We start from the raw sequence: 15,060 nt of genomic DNA on the forward strand, positions 1-15,060 counted from the left end.
AAATATTGTGTGCTAGAATGCGACTATGGCAAAGATAGATGAGCTAAAATAACGATTGATAATACTAAGGTTTTGGCTAGGGATAGTTGTAGCCACTTTTTTAGCTATTTCTGGCTGGTGTATCACCAACTACACTAGGACTGACTTGTGGCTTATTGTATGCGCTTTGTTGTTGTTATTTTTTCTGCTTGTTATTGTGTTTTTTATAAACAAAGCAATAGATAAAAAATGCAAAGATATAGGCAAAATCAAAAAATAAGGAGATTTTATGGAGTTTTTGGTATTTGGAGTTATCTTTTGCGGTATAGCTTTTATAGGGATTTTAGCTCTCAACACAGCTATAAAAGAGCTAAAAAGCTAGCATTATATTTTTGGTATTGCTTTTTAGAGGGCAATATTTATGATAAAAAACACTCTTTTTTCTACACTTTTTTTTGGGCAATTTGTGATATGTTTTGTCTTTTTATCCCCCATACTTTGCGCTGATTTTGGTGCTGGTTTTGGCACACTTGCGCAAGCAAATACAAAATCTAGCGCAAAAACTAATCCGCCCAAAAGAATTACTACCACCAAAAGCGCAAAACCTACACCGCCAAAAACACCTCAAGCAAAATCTCAAACAACACCTAGCGCGACAAAAACCACACAAAAAAACAAAAAATCCAAAAATGAGCAAGCCAAATCCCAAGAATCAAAACAAGTAAAAGAAACAAAGCAAACAAAAGAATCCAAGCAAGCGCAAGAATCTAAGCAAAAAAAAGAGGAAAAAACACCAAAAGAAGAAAAAAAATCCCCAAAACTTCCCTACTCAAAAAAGCAACTAAAAGAGCTTGATATGTTTTTGGAATCTTTGCCAAAATACACACCTAAGCAAATCCAAGAGATTGATAAAGAGCGTGAGATTTTATCAACCATAAACCACACCCAAACAACAAAAGAGGACAAGCTAAAATCCCTAAAGCCACACTGCCAAAAAGGCTCTGCACTTGCCTGCTCAAGCCAAGAAAATCCAAACGATTTCCAAAAAGCTCAAAAAATGCTCCAAAAAGAGTGCGAAGCAAAGCCACCAAATGCAAAAAGTGGGCTATATTGTGCGAGATTGGCAGATAAATATCTGCTTGGCAAATCAAAACTACAAGCATTTGAGAAATCCTGCGAGCTAGGAGAGCCACTAGGCTGTCTAGGTGCAGTGAGTGCCAAAAAAACTAAAAAAACCAAAAAATACATAATAGTAGCCCACGCCATAAGCGAAAATCTCTGTGAAAGAGGATATGGAATCTACTGCGGTGTGGTGGCTAGCGTGCTAAGTTTTAAGCAGTCTAGTGGAAGTCTATACTATGCAAAAAAGGGCTGTGAGGAGCTGCACGATAGGCTTACTTGTGCGATTTTGGAGCGGCTAGAAAATAGACCAAAATCACTAGGCAAATAAATATTTTAAGCGTGTGTAAAAAATCTTTGCCCTAGTTGTCTCATATAGTGGATTGTGCGTGCTGGTTGTGTAGTTTTTGGTTGTGTATGTTTTGGTTGCAAGGCTTGGCTTTGTGATAAGTTTTGCTTTTAGGCTTATAAGAGATTTTAGGCAGTTTTGTGTGGCGTTAGAAAACTTTGCATTATGTATGATAAAAGATTTTGCGCAAGTGGCTTAAATCGTGGTGGCTTTTATCACAGCACCACTATCACAGCACCACAAAAAATTATTGCCTCCAAAATCTTACCACCCCCAAATAAGATATTTTGCAAAATCAGCACAAATTGCGCAAAACTTTAGCGTGATTTTGCGCAAAATCTCCGCAAGATTTTTACAAAATAAGATTTTACACAACAAAACCCCCTCCAAAAATCCAAAAAAAGACTATAAAATAAATCTATAAAATCCCTCCAAAATACCGCATATTATTGTTTGAGGTTTAGCAGTGTGTTTAGTATCTGGTCAGAAGTCGTTACGGCTTTTGAGTTTGCTTGGAATCCACGCTGCACGACAATCAACTGTGTAAGCGAGCGGGACAAATCCACATTGCTCATCTCTAGTTTTGAGCCTGCTACGCCACCTCTACGCCCTGTGTTTGCCGCACCTATCATCGCTTGCCCAGAGTTTCCTGTGGTGGAAAATACATTGCCACCTTCAGCTTGCAAGCCCGCGTTGTTGGCAAATGTGGCTAGAGCGACTTTTGCTAGGGCTAGTGTGCGTCCATTGCTAAATGAGCCTAGAAGCGCACCCACTTGGTCAAAGCGCACATCTACCAAGTCTCCCGCACCATATCCATCTTGTTCAATTGCATAAGTTTCTGAGACTTTATCCACGCTTGTTAGCCCGCCAAATCCACCTGTCGCACCAAAGGATAGGCTTAGTCTTTGTGGGGCGATAGAGCCGTTTTTGGGGTCAAATTGGATAATTGGTGGATTCATACCTGCCAAACTTCCGTCTTTGTTAAATCTAAGTCGCCCACCCTCAAAGATATTTGGACGAATAGGCGAAGAGCCATATATCACACCGGGTTCTGGCACGATTGCCCTAAAGCTCCATTCTGCTTGCGCTGTTTTGACAAACTCAAATCTAATCGTATGCTTTGAGCCCAAAGAATCATATAGCTCAATAGTCGTGGCGTGTGTGGCGTGGCTGATTCTAGTAGTGGATACCGCTGCACCACCTTCAATAAGTGCTGCGGTATTTAGCCCGCGCATAGTGTTTTTAAATAGCACATTTGTAGAGATTTGGTCGCTACCATAAGAGGATACGAAAATCGACATATTGCGGTTTGTATCGTCCTCATCATCGTCCTCTTCAAGATTTTTGTTTTGCATTTCAAACATACCATATTCATTTACGATGACAGATACCGAAGCAGTGCTATCTGCATACTCCATATCTGGGTATTTTATCATATTGGCATCGTATTGGAGTAGTCGCCTTAGCTCTTCAGTCGTCCTAAACTGCCCTGTGGTAGAATCTGGTGTTTCGGATTTGGTATAGCGATAGCGAAAAGATGTAATATCTGAATCGCCCTCTACGAGATTGGCAAACGCACCCGTGCCACTTGCAGTGATAAAGATATTTTTGGTTTTTTCATCGCCATCCATTTCATTGCGATTGATGATTTTTAGCATTTTGCCCTCTGGGTAGGCTTCGATTCCTGTTTTTTCTGTGAGGGCATTTATCGCATTTATCGCAGAAGTAAGCGTAGAGATTCCACTCATAGCAGAATCATTCCTAAAAGATACTTTTTTACCATTGATTGAGACGGTGCTGACTTCGTTGGTATCTATTAGGCTATTTACTAGAGTAGATGTTTTGTAGCTTACCCAAATCCCTTGATTTTCTGTGAGTCCAAAGGCATCGCCATCTTGGTTAAATAGCGCACCCATATCTTCTTGGGATTGTGTGCGATTACCCGCAGAATCATATAGTGGATACACACCATCAGCTGGAGTGCTAGTGGTGGAGTCTAGCGCGTAAATGTTGGCATTTTGGTCGACATGCCTACCTGCGTTTAGGTTGGCACGAAGTTTGATATTTGCTGAAGCACGAGCTGGCATTACCATATTTGGGTCGATTTGGATATTTCGTATCGGTCCTGTGCTATCGATTTGGAAAAATTCTTGCTCACTCATTTTTGAAGCATTTTTGAGGTCGTCTTTTAGCCACCCTTGCACGACATAGCCACCTGTGGTAACGAGATTGCCATCTGCGTCAAAAAGGAAGCTACCATCACGCGTGTAGTTTAGCGTGATACCTCTATCTGGGGAAATGACAAAAAATCCCTCGCCCTCAATAGCAATGTCTGTTTTGACATCGGTATTTTGTGTGCTACCTTGTGAAAACACCTTTGTTGTGGCGTTTATGCTCACACCAAGCCCCACAGAGAAGTCGTTTTGTCCACCGCGCCCCGTTTTGTAAGGAGAGGTGGCAATCAGCTTGGTTTGGGATAGCATATCCACAAACGAAGCCCTAGAGTATTTGAAGCCAACTGTATTGACATTTGCTATGTTATTAGATTCTACATCAAGTGCGATTTGATGAGCTTGCATACCGCTTACGCCTGACCACAATGACCGTAACATTTTCGTCCTTTATGAGAAATTTGCTAGCAAGCAAAAAAGCAACAACTATGCCAAAAAGTAATGTCAAAAATAAGCAAATAAAAAATTATCCTAGAAAATCTAAAAGCAACACATTTAAGCAGTATAAATACGACAAAATAGAATTAAAAAAGCCATAAAAGCCAAAATATTTCAAAATTGCGCAAAAGTTTTGTGCAATTTATTAAAGTTTAACCACAAAATGCCTATACTTCAATTTTAGTAGGCTTTAAGATTTTGCTAGCAATTTGTTATCACTTTGTTATTAGTGGTGCATTTGCCAAACATTTTTGCCATTTTTTGCCAAAGCAAAGGGGCAAAATCTTGCAAAATCTTAAAGAAAATCTTACAACATAGTAGCTTGCTTTGGGCTACTTTATCTAAGGAGATAAGGCGATGAAAAAAGTAGTAAATTTGTGGGGGTTGTGCAAGTTGTGGATTTTGCACTTAAGAGAGGCATTTTTTGTAAGCGTTATAGGTGCTGTGTGTGTAAGCACATTTGCCTCACAGGGCTTAGCACAAGAATCTAGCGATGATTGCAACAAAGAGACTTGCTCGGCAAAAGCGCATAATTATGAGATTCAAGGCGACATTGAGCGAGCTATTGCGCTGTATAAAAAAGCCATTGAGTTAGGGGATTTGGAGGCTTACTCTTATCTAGCACTGCTATATCAATCCCAAAACAACACCACCTTAGCAAAGAATTATTTTCAGCTTGGCTGTGATAATTCCCAATATGACGCTTGCTTCAATCTAGGCACATTTTTTGAGCTAAGCAGGGATTTTATCCACGCTCAAAAATACTACAATATAGCGTGCGAAAAAGGAAACGCAAAAGCAAAAGCAAACGCTTGCCACAATCTAGGCGTGCTACATAGTAGCGAGGTAGCGGGCTTAGAGAGGGATTATGATAAGGCGTTGAGGTTTTATCAAATCGCGTGTGATTTAGACAACCCCAAAAGCTGTGGTTCTTTGGGGACTTTTTATGAAAAAGGCAATGGTGGAGTGGAGCAAGACTATGCTAGGGCGTTTGAGCTGTATAAATTTGCTTGCGATTCTGGGGAGGCAAGGGCTTGCTTCAATCTAGGCACACTCTATGACAGAGGCTATGGTATGAAGCAGAATTTCAAAAAGGCTTTTGAAGTGTATCAAGTAGCTTGCAATGCCAAGCACGCCGAAGCGTGCAACAATATGGGGCTTATGTATGATGAGGGGCTTGGTGTGCGAAAAAGCCCCCAAAAAGCATTGGAGTTTTACAAAGTCGCTTGTGATTTGCAAAGCCTAGTAGCGTGTAATAATCTAGGCTATCTCTATGAAAACGAACCAAAGCTAAAAGACAGACAAAAAGCATACACCTACTACCAAATGGCGTGCGATATGAAAAGTGCCAAAGCCTGCTACAATCTAGGCTATCTCTATGATACTGATGAGGAGAGCAGAGATACAGATAAGGCATTTAAGCTATATGATGCTGCTTGCGGGCTAAAAGATGCTATGGCGTGCAACAATCTAGGAAATCTCTATGACAAAGGCGAGGGAGTAGCACAAAATCTTGAAGTAGCAAAGAAATACTATGAGAGGGCTTGCGAGCTTGGCGCGGAGCTAGGCTGCGTAAATAAAGATATGTTTGAGAAAAATCATCAGCGAATCGACAGAAGAGGAAACAACAAAAAATGAAGCGTTTTGGATTTTCTCTTTGCGCGACTTTAGCTTGTCTTAGACTTGCTTTGCTTTTTGGCATAGTGCCTAGCATAGTAGATGCGATGAGCTATCAGGCTTGTCAGCAGTTTTATAGGCAAGCCACAAGTGTTGTTGATTCTAAAAGGGTGTTTTCACTCCAATACAACGGCAAGCCATACTTGCTTGCCTACTCGAAAACCCCCCTTAGCTCATCTAAAATCATCAAAAGAGATATATTTTTGGGACTATATCTTTTCTCTGGCTCTACCCCGCTAAGCTACCGCATAAAGCCCATAGACAGCTATGCAAACTCACTCTCTCTAGCGGGCGTGAGTGCCACTGAAGCGGTAAATGGAGTGGTGGTAAGCGGTGGCAGAGGGATTTTTGATTTGGCAAAGTTTTCAAAGCCATTGCCAAAAGATTCTGTCATAAGCAATATTTGCTTTCAAGTGTATGGATTTTATGCCTATGATAATTATTTCGTGCCTAAGCCCTTGATTGATAGATTTCTCTCAAGCAAAGGCGGAATCTATGGCGACATAGGAGTAAGAATCATCGAATCTAGCCAAGATTCCCAAAACCTAGCCCAAAAAAATCCCGCAAATCCCAAATCCACGCAAAGCCCCACCAAGTCATCGCCAAAATCCATAATAGTCGAGCAAATCGATATATTTTTCCCAAACAATCCATTTTTGCCACGCGATAAGATTGTATCCATAAATGGCGAGAGCATAAAATCTAGCGTAGATTTTGAATGGAAAGTGGCAAATCTCACGCCAAATTCCACTGCCAAAGTCGCCATAGTGCGAAATGGCAAAGCCCAAACCCTAGAAGTCAAAGTCCTGCATAGACAAGGTGGTGGCTTGCTTAGCGATACATTTTTGGAGAGGTTTGGTGTTTGGCTTGATGGCAATCTTGTGATTCGCTCTATGAAAACGCCACTCCCCTTTAATCTATCTTTGCTAAGTGAGGGCGACCAGCTTTTGTGGATAGATAAGACACCTATAAAAAGAGGCGATGGATTTTGGCATTTGCGAGAATTGCTGATGAGGGCGTGGCTAAATGGAAATATCGAGCTTCTTATACTGCACGAGGGGGTGGAAGCATTTGTGCGCTCTCAAATGCGCTAGCAAAACCAAACAACACTAGCAACAATCTAGCGCAATGAGGCATAAAACCAAAAAAGCCAAATGAGACAAAACCTGCAAAACCTAAAAAATCTAGCTTTGATTTTTGGATTTTGCCTACTTTAAGTTTGCAAGATTTGTGATTAGAGATTTTGCTAGCAAAGACAAATTTTGCCATAGTTTTTAAGCTAGTAGCACCCAAATAGCACCCAAATAATGCCAAACCAACACCAAAAGGAGAACAAAATGGAAATCTTACTTCAAAGCCTATCCCAAAACTACCTGCTTATCAAATCACTACACATTATTAGCGTTATTTGCTGGATGGCGGGGCTTTTTTATTTGCCTAGACTTTTTGTCTATCACGCAGAAAACTCCTCAAATGCGGATTTTGTAGCCGTAGTCAAGCTACAAGAATATCGCCTTTTTGCCTACATTATGCGACCTGCTATGCTTGCTAGCGTTATCACGGGCGTGCTTATGATTGGAAGTGATTTTGGGATTTTCAAAAGTGGTGTTTGGATACATATCAAGCTACTTTTTGCCCTGCTTTTGCTACTCTATCATATCGCTTGTGGGATTTTGGTAGGTAGATTGCAAAGGGGTAGCTCAAATCTTAGTGGCAAGTTTTTTCGCTTTTTCAATGAGATTCCAACGATTTTGATGATAGTCATCGTAGTTTGCGCTGTGATGAAATTCTAAGCATTCAAGGCTTATACTTAAGGAAAAAATATGGCAAAACAAAAACTATGGGGCGGGCGATTTAGTGCGGGCTCTAGCGCATTGCTAGAGGAGTTTAATGCTTCGATAAACTTTGATAAACGGCTTTGGAGCTATGATATTTTGGGCTCAAAAGCACACGCAAAAATGCTTTGCAAAATAGGTGTTTTAAGCGCAAATGAGCTTAGCCAAATCACGCAAGGACTAGAATCTATCGCCTCTCAAATCGCTCAAGGTAAGTTTAGCTTTGAGATTGCTGATGAGGATATTCACATGAGCATCGAGCGCGCGCTTATAAACCTCATAGGCGAGGTTGGCAAAAAGCTCCACACCGCTCGCTCTAGAAACGACCAAGTCGCGCTAGATTTTAGAATGTTTGTCCTAGATGCAAACCGCGCGATAAAAGATGAGATTTTAGCCCTTATTGATGGGCTTTTAGGCATAGCTTCACGCCACACGGATACACTTATGGCAGGTATGACGCATTTGCAGCACGCCCAAGTGGTAAATCTAGGATTTCACATAGTCGCGTGGGTATCAAGCCTAAAGCGCGATGTAGAGCGACTAGATAGCGCATTTAAGCAGGCGGATTTTATGCCACTAGGCAGTGGGGCATTGGCAGGCACACCTTATAAAAACGATAGGGAATTTTTGGCAAAAGAGCTAGGATTTGGCGCACCTACGCTAAATGCTATGGATTCTGTGAGTGATAGGGATTTCGCACTTGATTTGCTATATGCTATCGCTATGCTTAGTATGCACATCTCACGCATAGCCGAAGAAATGGTGCTATGGAGTAGTGCGGAGTTTGGGTGGCTAAGGCTTAGCGATGAGTATGCCACAGGTAGCTCGATAATGCCACAGAAAAAAAACCCCGATGTCCCAGAGCTACTGCGCGGCAAAAGTGGCAGAGCCTATGGCAACCTAATCTCACTACTTGTAACGATGAAATCCCTCCCCCTAGCTTACAACAAAGACACCCAAGAGGACAAAGAAGCGGTGTTTGATAGCATAGATACCGCGCTTATTAGCCTAAAGATTTTGCGTGAGGCGTTGCTAAGTGCGCACTTTGACACAGACAAAATGTCGCAAGCCTGCAGGGTAGGGCATTTGAGTGCTACGGATTTGGCAGATTTTTTGGTGCGCGAATGCAAAGTGGCGTTTAGAGAAGCACACCATATCACAGGCAAAGTCGTAGCCTACGCAGAATCAAAAGGCGTGGATATAAGCGAGCTAGAGGAAGCAGAGCTAGACACACTACTATGTGAAGTAAAATCTAGCGCGACAAAAAAAGCAAAAAAAGTGCTATCCCTCACGCGCTCAATGCACTCAAGAGACACGCTAGGAGGTAGCTCAAGCACGCAGACACAAAGCCAGATTGACTCTCTAAAGTCGTGGCTAAACTTAGCAAGAGAAGAAAAATATCAATATAAAGGACAAATATGAATAAAAAAACCACAAAAATGCCAAATACAAAGCTGATAAAAAAGACCACAGATTCCAATTTTTTGTCGCTTATGAGTTTGGACTCTACGCTAAGTGCTAGTGAAGTGAAATCTAGCGCGACAAAATCTAGCCAATCTAGCAGGGCAAAATCTAACAAGCCAAAATCTAGTGAAAAAAAAACAAACATAACAAAATCTAGCACAAAATCCACTCAAGCAAAAAAACCAAGCAACACAAAAACAACCACTAAAGCAAACAATAAAACCACCCAAAATACTAGACAAATCGCTTCTAAACAAAAGCAAATCGTCTCAATGTTTGATAACATAGCCAAAGACTATGACAAGGCAAATCATTTGCTAAGTTTGGGGATTGATATTTCGTGGCGCATAGATGCGTGCAAGAGAGCGTATAAAGCACTGCAATCCACTCCAAGCAAAACTCCAATCAAAGTAGAAAACAATGCCAAAAGCAAGCAAGCAAGCAAGATAGCAAGTAAGGTGGCAAGCAAAGCAGAGCAAAATCCACCTAGTCAAAATCTAAAAATCGTAGATATTGCTTGTGGCACGGGCGATATGCTACTTCAGTGGCACACCCAAGCAAGCAAGCAAAATCTCATCATAGACACACTCATCGGCATAGACCCATCAAAAGAAATGCTAAAAATTGCCAAGCAAAAAATCCAAAAAAAACTACAATCTAGCAAATCCCCCAAAGTCCTCATAAAAGTCGGCGAAGCAAAGAATCTATCTATGCTAGAAAAAGAAAGTGTGGATATACTATCTATCTCTTATGGACTGCGCAATGTGCTTGAGTATGAGAGGGCTTTGAGTGAGTTTTGGCGCGTGCTAAAGCCTAGTGGCGTGCTAGTGGTGCTAGATTTTTTCAAAAAGCCAAACCCAAGTTTGCTTGATAGATTTGTAGGCATTTATACGCGCACGATTTTGCCATTTGTGGGGTGGGCGATTTCGCGCAATTATGAAGCGTATAAATATTTGCCTGATTCTATGGATAGCTTTGTAAGCCCACAAAAACTAGCCCAAGACTTGCAATCGCTAGGATTTAAGCAAGTGCAAATCAAAGGATATAGTGCCAATATCTCTCATCTAGTGCTAGGAGTGAAAGGTAAATTGTGATTATTTTTTTTGACAATCCATAAAAATAGTAGTATGACAAGGGAACTACAAAAATAGATAATTATAGTAATTTATCCATTTAGCGTTATTTTTTTTGACACTTCGGCTTGTGCCAAATATATTGCAGAATGCAAAACCTTATATTTGCGCCCTACATTTGCATTCGCTTGCAAACCGCTTTTGCGCTTGCTTGCGAACCCGCATTTACTTTTTGCTTTCACATTTGCGCCCCCGCATTTGTCATATTGAGCGTAAGCGAAATATCTCAAAGAATTATACAAGATTACAAAAAGCATAGAAAAAGGCATAGATTTGTAAAAATCTATTTGGAATCTTTTTTTAGATACTTCGGTTTGTGCCAAACCTTAAGTATGACAAGTAAAGTTTGCTTTAGATGCTTCAGGCTACGCTTTTAAGTATGACAAATGTTTTAGTCAGTATGACAAGCTGATTTGGTTTGCTATTTCAAAACCCCCTCCCTTGAATCCATTTTTTTCAAAGTGAGGGTGTTTGGCTCTCTTAAAGCCCCCTCCCTCTGCGGAGGGGGTTTGGGGGTGGGTAAGTCTTTCGTCATTGCGCGTTGATTGTTCGTCATTGCGAGAATTTACTAAAGAGACTGCACTTACTTTACATTTTTTACATTTCCCACAACCATAGCGCAAAATCTCATTCCTAGCACCAACGAGAGAGAATGTGGCGTTAGGCTTAAGGTTTTGCCTGCTTAAAGCAAAGTCTATTCATTTGACAAAGTTAGAGATGTGAGTAGACTGCTATGGCTGTAGGAAATGTAAAAATGCTTTTTTGTGTCGTGTTTTGCTTTTGCTAACACTTGCTTTTATGTTGGCTTTTTTCTTATGACAAGAAATAAAAAGCCCCCTCCCTCTGCGGAGGGGGTTTGGGGGTGGGTATCATATTTGTCATTGCGAGGCATTGGACTTAACACAACAAAGCAATCCACCACACCGTCATTGCGAGAGAATGAACGAAGTGAATTCTCGTGGCAATCTATAAAAATCAAAAAAAACATTAACGCAGAAAAAGGCAATAATACCTGATAGATTGCCACGCATTTGGAATACTAACGATTCCAAATGCTCGCAATGACGATTGGAGAAAGCCCGCTTGCTCAATCTATGTAATATACCCACCCCCTAACCCCCTCCGCAAGGGAGGGGGGAAATAATTTGCTTGCCCTCACTTGCAATGGAGGAGAATCTTGAGGTTGTCGCTAGCAAGGGAGAGGGAATGGATACTTCGCTTCGTTTAAGTATGACAATGCTTTCCGTCATTGCGAGAGAATGAACGAAGTGAATTCTCGTGGCAATCCATTATCCGCACTAATGGTGCTTCATTTTGTTTTCTAAAGAAACTGCGCTTCGCTTGTTTTGCCACGCTCGCTTTGCTCGCTCGCAATGACGATTGGATAAAGCTCGCTTACTCAATCTATGCAATATACCCACCCCCTTAATCCCCCTCCGCAGAGGGAGGGGGAACAAAAGAGCGGTAACTCTGCAAGGGAGGGGGAAATAATTTGCTTGCCCTCACTTGCAATGGAGGGGGAGTGGATACTTCGGGCTTAAAAGCCCTCAGTATGACAAGAAGTTGCGGTATGACAAATTGTTGTCGCAGTATGACAAGCGAGTGCTTTAGTCTAAGCGAATCTAATCCCCTCGCTTATCAAATGGTTACCCACCCCCTAGCCCCCTCCGCAAGGGAGGGGGAACTAATTTGCTTGCCCTCACTTGTAAAGGAGGGGGAATTATATAGTGTTGTCCCCTATCAATCAAGCCCGCTTACTCAATCTACACAAATCTATACAATCCCTACACAATCTCTACACAAGCCCGCTTACCCATCAATGTAATAGACTTTTTTCTTAGACTTCTTTGACTTTTTAGACTTAGACTTCTTGCCTTTTTTAGACTTTTTGCCCTCTGCTATGGAGCGAGATACAGCATTTCCGTCTTTGTCAGTTACATAGTCAGAGCCACCAAACCAATACGCGTATTTGAAGTTTAGCGTAGTGGTTACACCATTAAACCAATCCGCAGTTTTTGCCATTTGCCCGCGTATGTTTCGCTCTTTGGCAAATGTGCTAGCATAGAATAGCCCATCATAGCCAAAGCTAAGTTCGTGGTTTTTCTTTATCATCCAGATAAAGTCAAATGCTAGGTTTCCATACACTGCAGGCAAAGTGATTTCGCTAGTGTCTTTTAGGTTACCGATTTGGATATATGCTTTTTGCTTATTTAGCATATTATACTTGATTCCAGCCTTTAGGTTTGTGCGGAATGTATTGCCCCACATTTTGTAGTAGCGCACCGCAGCACCTAGCTGTGGTAAATGCCAATACACTGCATTGTAGTATTCGTGTGCTCCTAGTGGGCGATAGCTTGCACCACCTACAGTATCTAGTGGTTTTTCTATCCAGCTTTTTGGAGCAGAAATCATATCATAGCTTAGGCTTACTTCAGGGCTTACATAGCTATTGCGTTTGAATTGATAAAATGTAAGCCCACCTTTGACTTCCGCACCGACATTATACATTAGCATCAATGGCACTTTATCACTATTGCTTTCTAGCTTTAGGTTGTAGCTGCTAGCCTGCATATTAAATTGTGGCATATCCACACCACCGCGTATATTTGCTCTTATAAACCCTTCCCATAGCTTAGAAGTAATCGCAAATGTTTGGAAGTAGTTTAGCCCTGCTTGTAAGCTATGAGTTTGGATTCTAGTTGCGACATTACCTACTAGCTCGGTATCAGTATTTACAAACTCATATCCTAGATAGCCACCAAAGATTCCAGCACTTCGCAAATTTCTTTGCACGCCAAATACTGCACCACCTGCGTATTCCATAGCACTAGAAGCACCTAAATCCACATAGCTATGGCTAGCATAAGGAAGTGCAAAGAAACGCCAATCTCGCCTACCTGTGTAAGGGATAAAGATTGCATCTAGTTGGTCTATGACTTCAAAGTTATTATAGCCCTTATCTAGATTTTGTCCTTTAGATTGCTCTAGGGTTAGCTTTGCCATTTTTTCACGCACTTTATCGACTTTGCTTTGATTTTTGCGCGTTTGCTTAGAGAATTTGCTAGAGCGATTTGTCAAGCGAGACAAGTCATACTGAAGCAAGCGAAGCTCTACTTCTTGATTGTAATACCTATCGCTATGGAATGTCTTAGTCGTCATCGTATCTAGTATGTTTTGCGTCATAGCATTGCGGCGCAGTATAGATAGCACTAGCGCACGATATGCACTCGCACCATAGCTAGTAGCGATGTCTGCACTTATCATTAGTCCACCTTTGGCAGGCTTTAGGCTTAGTCCAGCTGTATCAGCTAAGTGGCGATAGCTTATGCCACTCTGTCCTGCGCCATTTTTCTTTACAAGGGAGTTAAACAAATACACAGCATTTACTTGTATGTCATCTCCTGCTTGGATTTGGATAGAGTTATCAGCGATGTTTATGGTGGTGTTTGCTCCTCCTAGTATATGCTCTCCACTAGATGTGCCTCCATTCCAAGTGCTTGCACTACCTTGTATGGTTATGGAGGTGTTATAGATATTTACGGTGTTTATCGTGCCAGAGCTAAAGTCATTTAGAAAGCCAGAGTTGCTGACATTTCTATCACCGACATTTATTGTGTTTATCGTGCCTGTGTTATTAAAGCTACCGATACGCGAGCCACCATTGACATACATAAGTGTTATCGTGCCAGAGTTACTAAAGCTACCGATATTTGAAGCACCATACTCATTATTCACATTTAGTCTGTTGATAATCCCTTGGTTGGTAAAGCTACCAAGTGTGGAGTTGGTGATAGATACGCCGCGATTCCAATTACCACTAAGGCTTAGACTTCCAAAGCTTGTCGCTTTTGCAGAGAATCCCATACTAATGTTGCCATTATTATTACCTCCGTTTGTGAGAGAAACACTCGTGTTTGGCGCACTGAAGTTATTGAAGTAGACTTCTTGAATGTAATTGTTGTGATAAGCAGTGCCACCCTGTTTTTGGAAAGTGTAATTTATGGCTCTATCATTTGTGCTACCACTTAGATAGTATCTTGTTTCGCGGTAGTAGTTTGAGCCCCTAAAAGCATTTTGCACGACATTAGAAACACCTGTGCAATCCACTCTCTCATATCGTCCTACGCCGTGTGAGTTGGCATCGCCTCTACTCCAATCCTCACTCCACCTACAAGCTGCTGCAGCGATGTCTAGAGCACCACTAGCTAGAATGCTAGCAGTGGCTAGAGATAGTGCTAGGCGTTTGGGTTTGCTTGGGGTGGTTTGTTGGCTTGTGCTGTTGGCGATTTTAAAAGCCCCCTCCCTTAGAGTAACCGTGCTTTTTGCCACTTCGTGCGTGGGGAGGGCAAAAGCCCCCTCCCTTGAATCCACTTTTTTCAAAGTGAGGGTGTTTGCCACTCTTAAAGCCCCCTCCCTTGCGGAGGGGGTTTGGGGGTGGGTATCTTTGAGAGATTTTGCACTTAGGACAGAATCTGCTTTTGAGATACTTGCGAAATTCGCATTGCTAGCAACTGCTGACTTTACTTGAGAAGCGGAGGTGGTATCTACCCACCCCCTAGCCCCCTCCGCAAGGGAGGGGGAACTGATTGGATTTAGCCCGCTTGCAAGGGAGGGGGAACTGATTGAGATTCCACTTAAGCGTGAGCTACTCTCTCTCTCTCTCTCGTTTATAGCGTTAATCGCATTGAAATTTGCTTTTTTCATTTTGCATCTCCTTTCGTGTTTTACTCTTGCGTTTTGGATTTTGGGTAGCAAGAACACTTGTTCGTAATGAAAAAATCAAAGTAAATGATAAGTAAATGTAGCTTAAATGTTTCTTAAATGAAAGAAAAAAT

General features: G+C 41.6%; 13 protein-coding genes. 9 read left to right on the forward strand and 4 right to left on the reverse strand.

Annotated features, from left to right (window positions below):
* Positions 1 to 400 precede the first annotated feature (400 nt).
* Positions 401 to 1,429 carry a hypothetical protein gene (locus HMPREF2086_RS09075; RefSeq protein ID WP_023928512.1) on the forward strand — a complete coding sequence of 343 codons (1,029 nt, stop codon included), beginning with the start codon at positions 401 to 403 and terminating at the stop codon, positions 1,427 to 1,429.
* Positions 1,430 to 1,893: 464 nt separating this feature from the next.
* Here HMPREF2086_RS09075 and flgE read toward each other — a convergent pair whose 3' ends face one another.
* Positions 1,894 to 4,059, reverse strand: a complete 2,166-nt coding sequence (gene flgE / locus HMPREF2086_RS09085) for a flagellar hook protein FlgE (RefSeq protein WP_023928513.1) — start codon at positions 4,057 to 4,059, stop codon at positions 1,894 to 1,896.
* 414 nt (positions 4,060 to 4,473) lie between these two features.
* Between flgE and HMPREF2086_RS11020 the strand changes: the two genes are divergently transcribed.
* The 5 genes from HMPREF2086_RS11020 (at position 4,474) to HMPREF2086_RS09115 (ending at position 10,186) form a co-directional block, all read left to right on the forward strand.
* Positions 4,474 to 5,754 carry a tetratricopeptide repeat protein gene (locus HMPREF2086_RS11020; RefSeq protein WP_023928514.1) on the forward strand — a complete coding sequence of 427 codons (1,281 nt, stop codon included), beginning with the start codon at positions 4,474 to 4,476 and terminating at the stop codon, positions 5,752 to 5,754.
* Positions 5,751 to 6,887 (forward strand): DUF7488 domain-containing protein, encoded by a 1,137-nt coding sequence (locus HMPREF2086_RS09095; protein ID WP_023928515.1) that lies wholly within the window; start codon positions 5,751 to 5,753, stop codon positions 6,885 to 6,887. Before HMPREF2086_RS11020 ends, HMPREF2086_RS09095 begins: the two co-directional genes overlap by 4 nt.
* Before the next feature lie 243 nt (positions 6,888 to 7,130).
* Complete coding sequence (hemJ, locus tag HMPREF2086_RS09105) at positions 7,131 to 7,586, forward strand: protoporphyrinogen oxidase HemJ (protein ID WP_023928517.1); 456 nt, start codon at positions 7,131 to 7,133, stop codon at positions 7,584 to 7,586.
* 30 nt (positions 7,587 to 7,616) lie between these two features.
* Positions 7,617 to 9,050 carry an argininosuccinate lyase gene (gene argH, locus HMPREF2086_RS09110; RefSeq protein WP_023928519.1) on the forward strand — a complete coding sequence of 478 codons (1,434 nt, stop codon included), beginning with the start codon at positions 7,617 to 7,619 and terminating at the stop codon, positions 9,048 to 9,050.
* Complete coding sequence (locus HMPREF2086_RS09115) at positions 9,047 to 10,186, forward strand: ubiquinone/menaquinone biosynthesis methyltransferase (RefSeq protein ID WP_023928520.1); 1,140 nt, start codon at positions 9,047 to 9,049, stop codon at positions 10,184 to 10,186. Before argH ends, HMPREF2086_RS09115 begins: the two co-directional genes overlap by 4 nt.
* Before the next feature lie 71 nt (positions 10,187 to 10,257).
* Here the strand turns inward: HMPREF2086_RS09115 and HMPREF2086_RS09120 are convergent, their stop codons facing one another.
* Positions 10,258 to 10,482, reverse strand: coding sequence for a hypothetical protein (locus HMPREF2086_RS09120; protein WP_148374518.1), 225 nt, complete (start codon positions 10,480 to 10,482; stop codon positions 10,258 to 10,260).
* Between the two features lie 164 nt (positions 10,483 to 10,646).
* A complete protein-coding gene (locus HMPREF2086_RS12395; protein WP_267902092.1) occupies positions 10,647 to 10,781 on the reverse strand; it encodes a hypothetical protein in 135 nt (44 codons plus the stop codon).
* Positions 10,782 to 11,040: 259 nt separating this feature from the next.
* On the opposite strand from HMPREF2086_RS12395, the gene HMPREF2086_RS09130 reads away from it, so the two are divergent.
* The 3 genes from HMPREF2086_RS09130 to HMPREF2086_RS09135 all read left to right on the forward strand — a co-directional run bounded on the left by HMPREF2086_RS09130 (position 11,041) and on the right by HMPREF2086_RS09135 (position 12,050).
* Complete coding sequence (locus HMPREF2086_RS09130; RefSeq protein WP_148374519.1) at positions 11,041 to 11,241, forward strand: hypothetical protein; 201 nt, start codon at positions 11,041 to 11,043, stop codon at positions 11,239 to 11,241.
* A gap of 390 nt (positions 11,242 to 11,631) precedes the next feature.
* A complete protein-coding gene (locus tag HMPREF2086_RS12400) occupies positions 11,632 to 11,766 on the forward strand; it encodes a hypothetical protein (protein WP_267902093.1) in 135 nt (44 codons plus the stop codon).
* Positions 11,767 to 11,777: 11 nt separating this feature from the next.
* The gene (locus tag HMPREF2086_RS09135) at positions 11,778 to 12,050 is read left to right on the forward strand and encodes a hypothetical protein (protein ID WP_148374520.1); all 273 of its coding nucleotides are present in this window, start codon (positions 11,778 to 11,780) and stop codon (positions 12,048 to 12,050) included.
* Here HMPREF2086_RS09135 and HMPREF2086_RS09140 read toward each other — a convergent pair.
* Entirely contained in the window at positions 12,035 to 14,929 is a 2,895-nt protein-coding gene (locus HMPREF2086_RS09140; protein WP_023928522.1) for a hypothetical protein, read from the reverse strand. The two genes, HMPREF2086_RS09135 and HMPREF2086_RS09140, sit on opposite strands and share 16 nt — an antisense overlap.
* Positions 14,930 to 15,060: the final 131 nt, after the last annotated feature.

Origin of the sequence: Helicobacter macacae MIT 99-5501 (assembly GCF_000507845.1) — a bacterium.
In the GTDB taxonomy this organism is placed as follows: Bacteria; Campylobacterota; Campylobacteria; order Campylobacterales; family Helicobacteraceae; genus Helicobacter_B; species Helicobacter_B macacae.

Coding starts and splice junctions, on each gene's coding strand:
- hemJ (WP_023928517.1), top strand. CDS start 7,131: ATGGAAATCTTACTTCAAAGCCTATCCCAAAACTACCTGCTTATCAAA.
- HMPREF2086_RS09135 (WP_148374520.1), top strand. CDS start 11,778: ATGACAAGAAGTTGCGGTATGACAAATTGTTGTCGCAGTATGACAAGC.
- HMPREF2086_RS11020 (WP_023928514.1), top strand. CDS start 4,474: ATGAAAAAAGTAGTAAATTTGTGGGGGTTGTGCAAGTTGTGGATTTTG.
- HMPREF2086_RS12395 (WP_267902092.1), bottom strand. CDS start 10,781: ATGACGAACAATCAACGCGCAATGACGAAAGACTTACCCACCCCCAAA.
- HMPREF2086_RS09115 (WP_023928520.1), top strand. CDS start 9,047: ATGAATAAAAAAACCACAAAAATGCCAAATACAAAGCTGATAAAAAAG.
- flgE (WP_023928513.1), bottom strand. CDS start 4,059: ATGTTACGGTCATTGTGGTCAGGCGTAAGCGGTATGCAAGCTCATCAA.
- HMPREF2086_RS09130 (WP_148374519.1), top strand. CDS start 11,041: ATGACAAGAAATAAAAAGCCCCCTCCCTCTGCGGAGGGGGTTTGGGGG.
- HMPREF2086_RS09120 (WP_148374518.1), bottom strand. CDS start 10,482: ATGCTTTTTGTAATCTTGTATAATTCTTTGAGATATTTCGCTTACGCT.
- HMPREF2086_RS09095 (WP_023928515.1), top strand. CDS start 5,751: ATGAAGCGTTTTGGATTTTCTCTTTGCGCGACTTTAGCTTGTCTTAGA.
- HMPREF2086_RS09140 (WP_023928522.1), bottom strand. CDS start 14,929: ATGAAAAAAGCAAATTTCAATGCGATTAACGCTATAAACGAGAGAGAG.
- HMPREF2086_RS12400 (WP_267902093.1), top strand. CDS start 11,632: ATGCAATATACCCACCCCCTTAATCCCCCTCCGCAGAGGGAGGGGGAA.
- HMPREF2086_RS09075 (WP_023928512.1), top strand. CDS start 401: ATGATAAAAAACACTCTTTTTTCTACACTTTTTTTTGGGCAATTTGTG.
- argH (WP_023928519.1), top strand. CDS start 7,617: ATGGCAAAACAAAAACTATGGGGCGGGCGATTTAGTGCGGGCTCTAGC.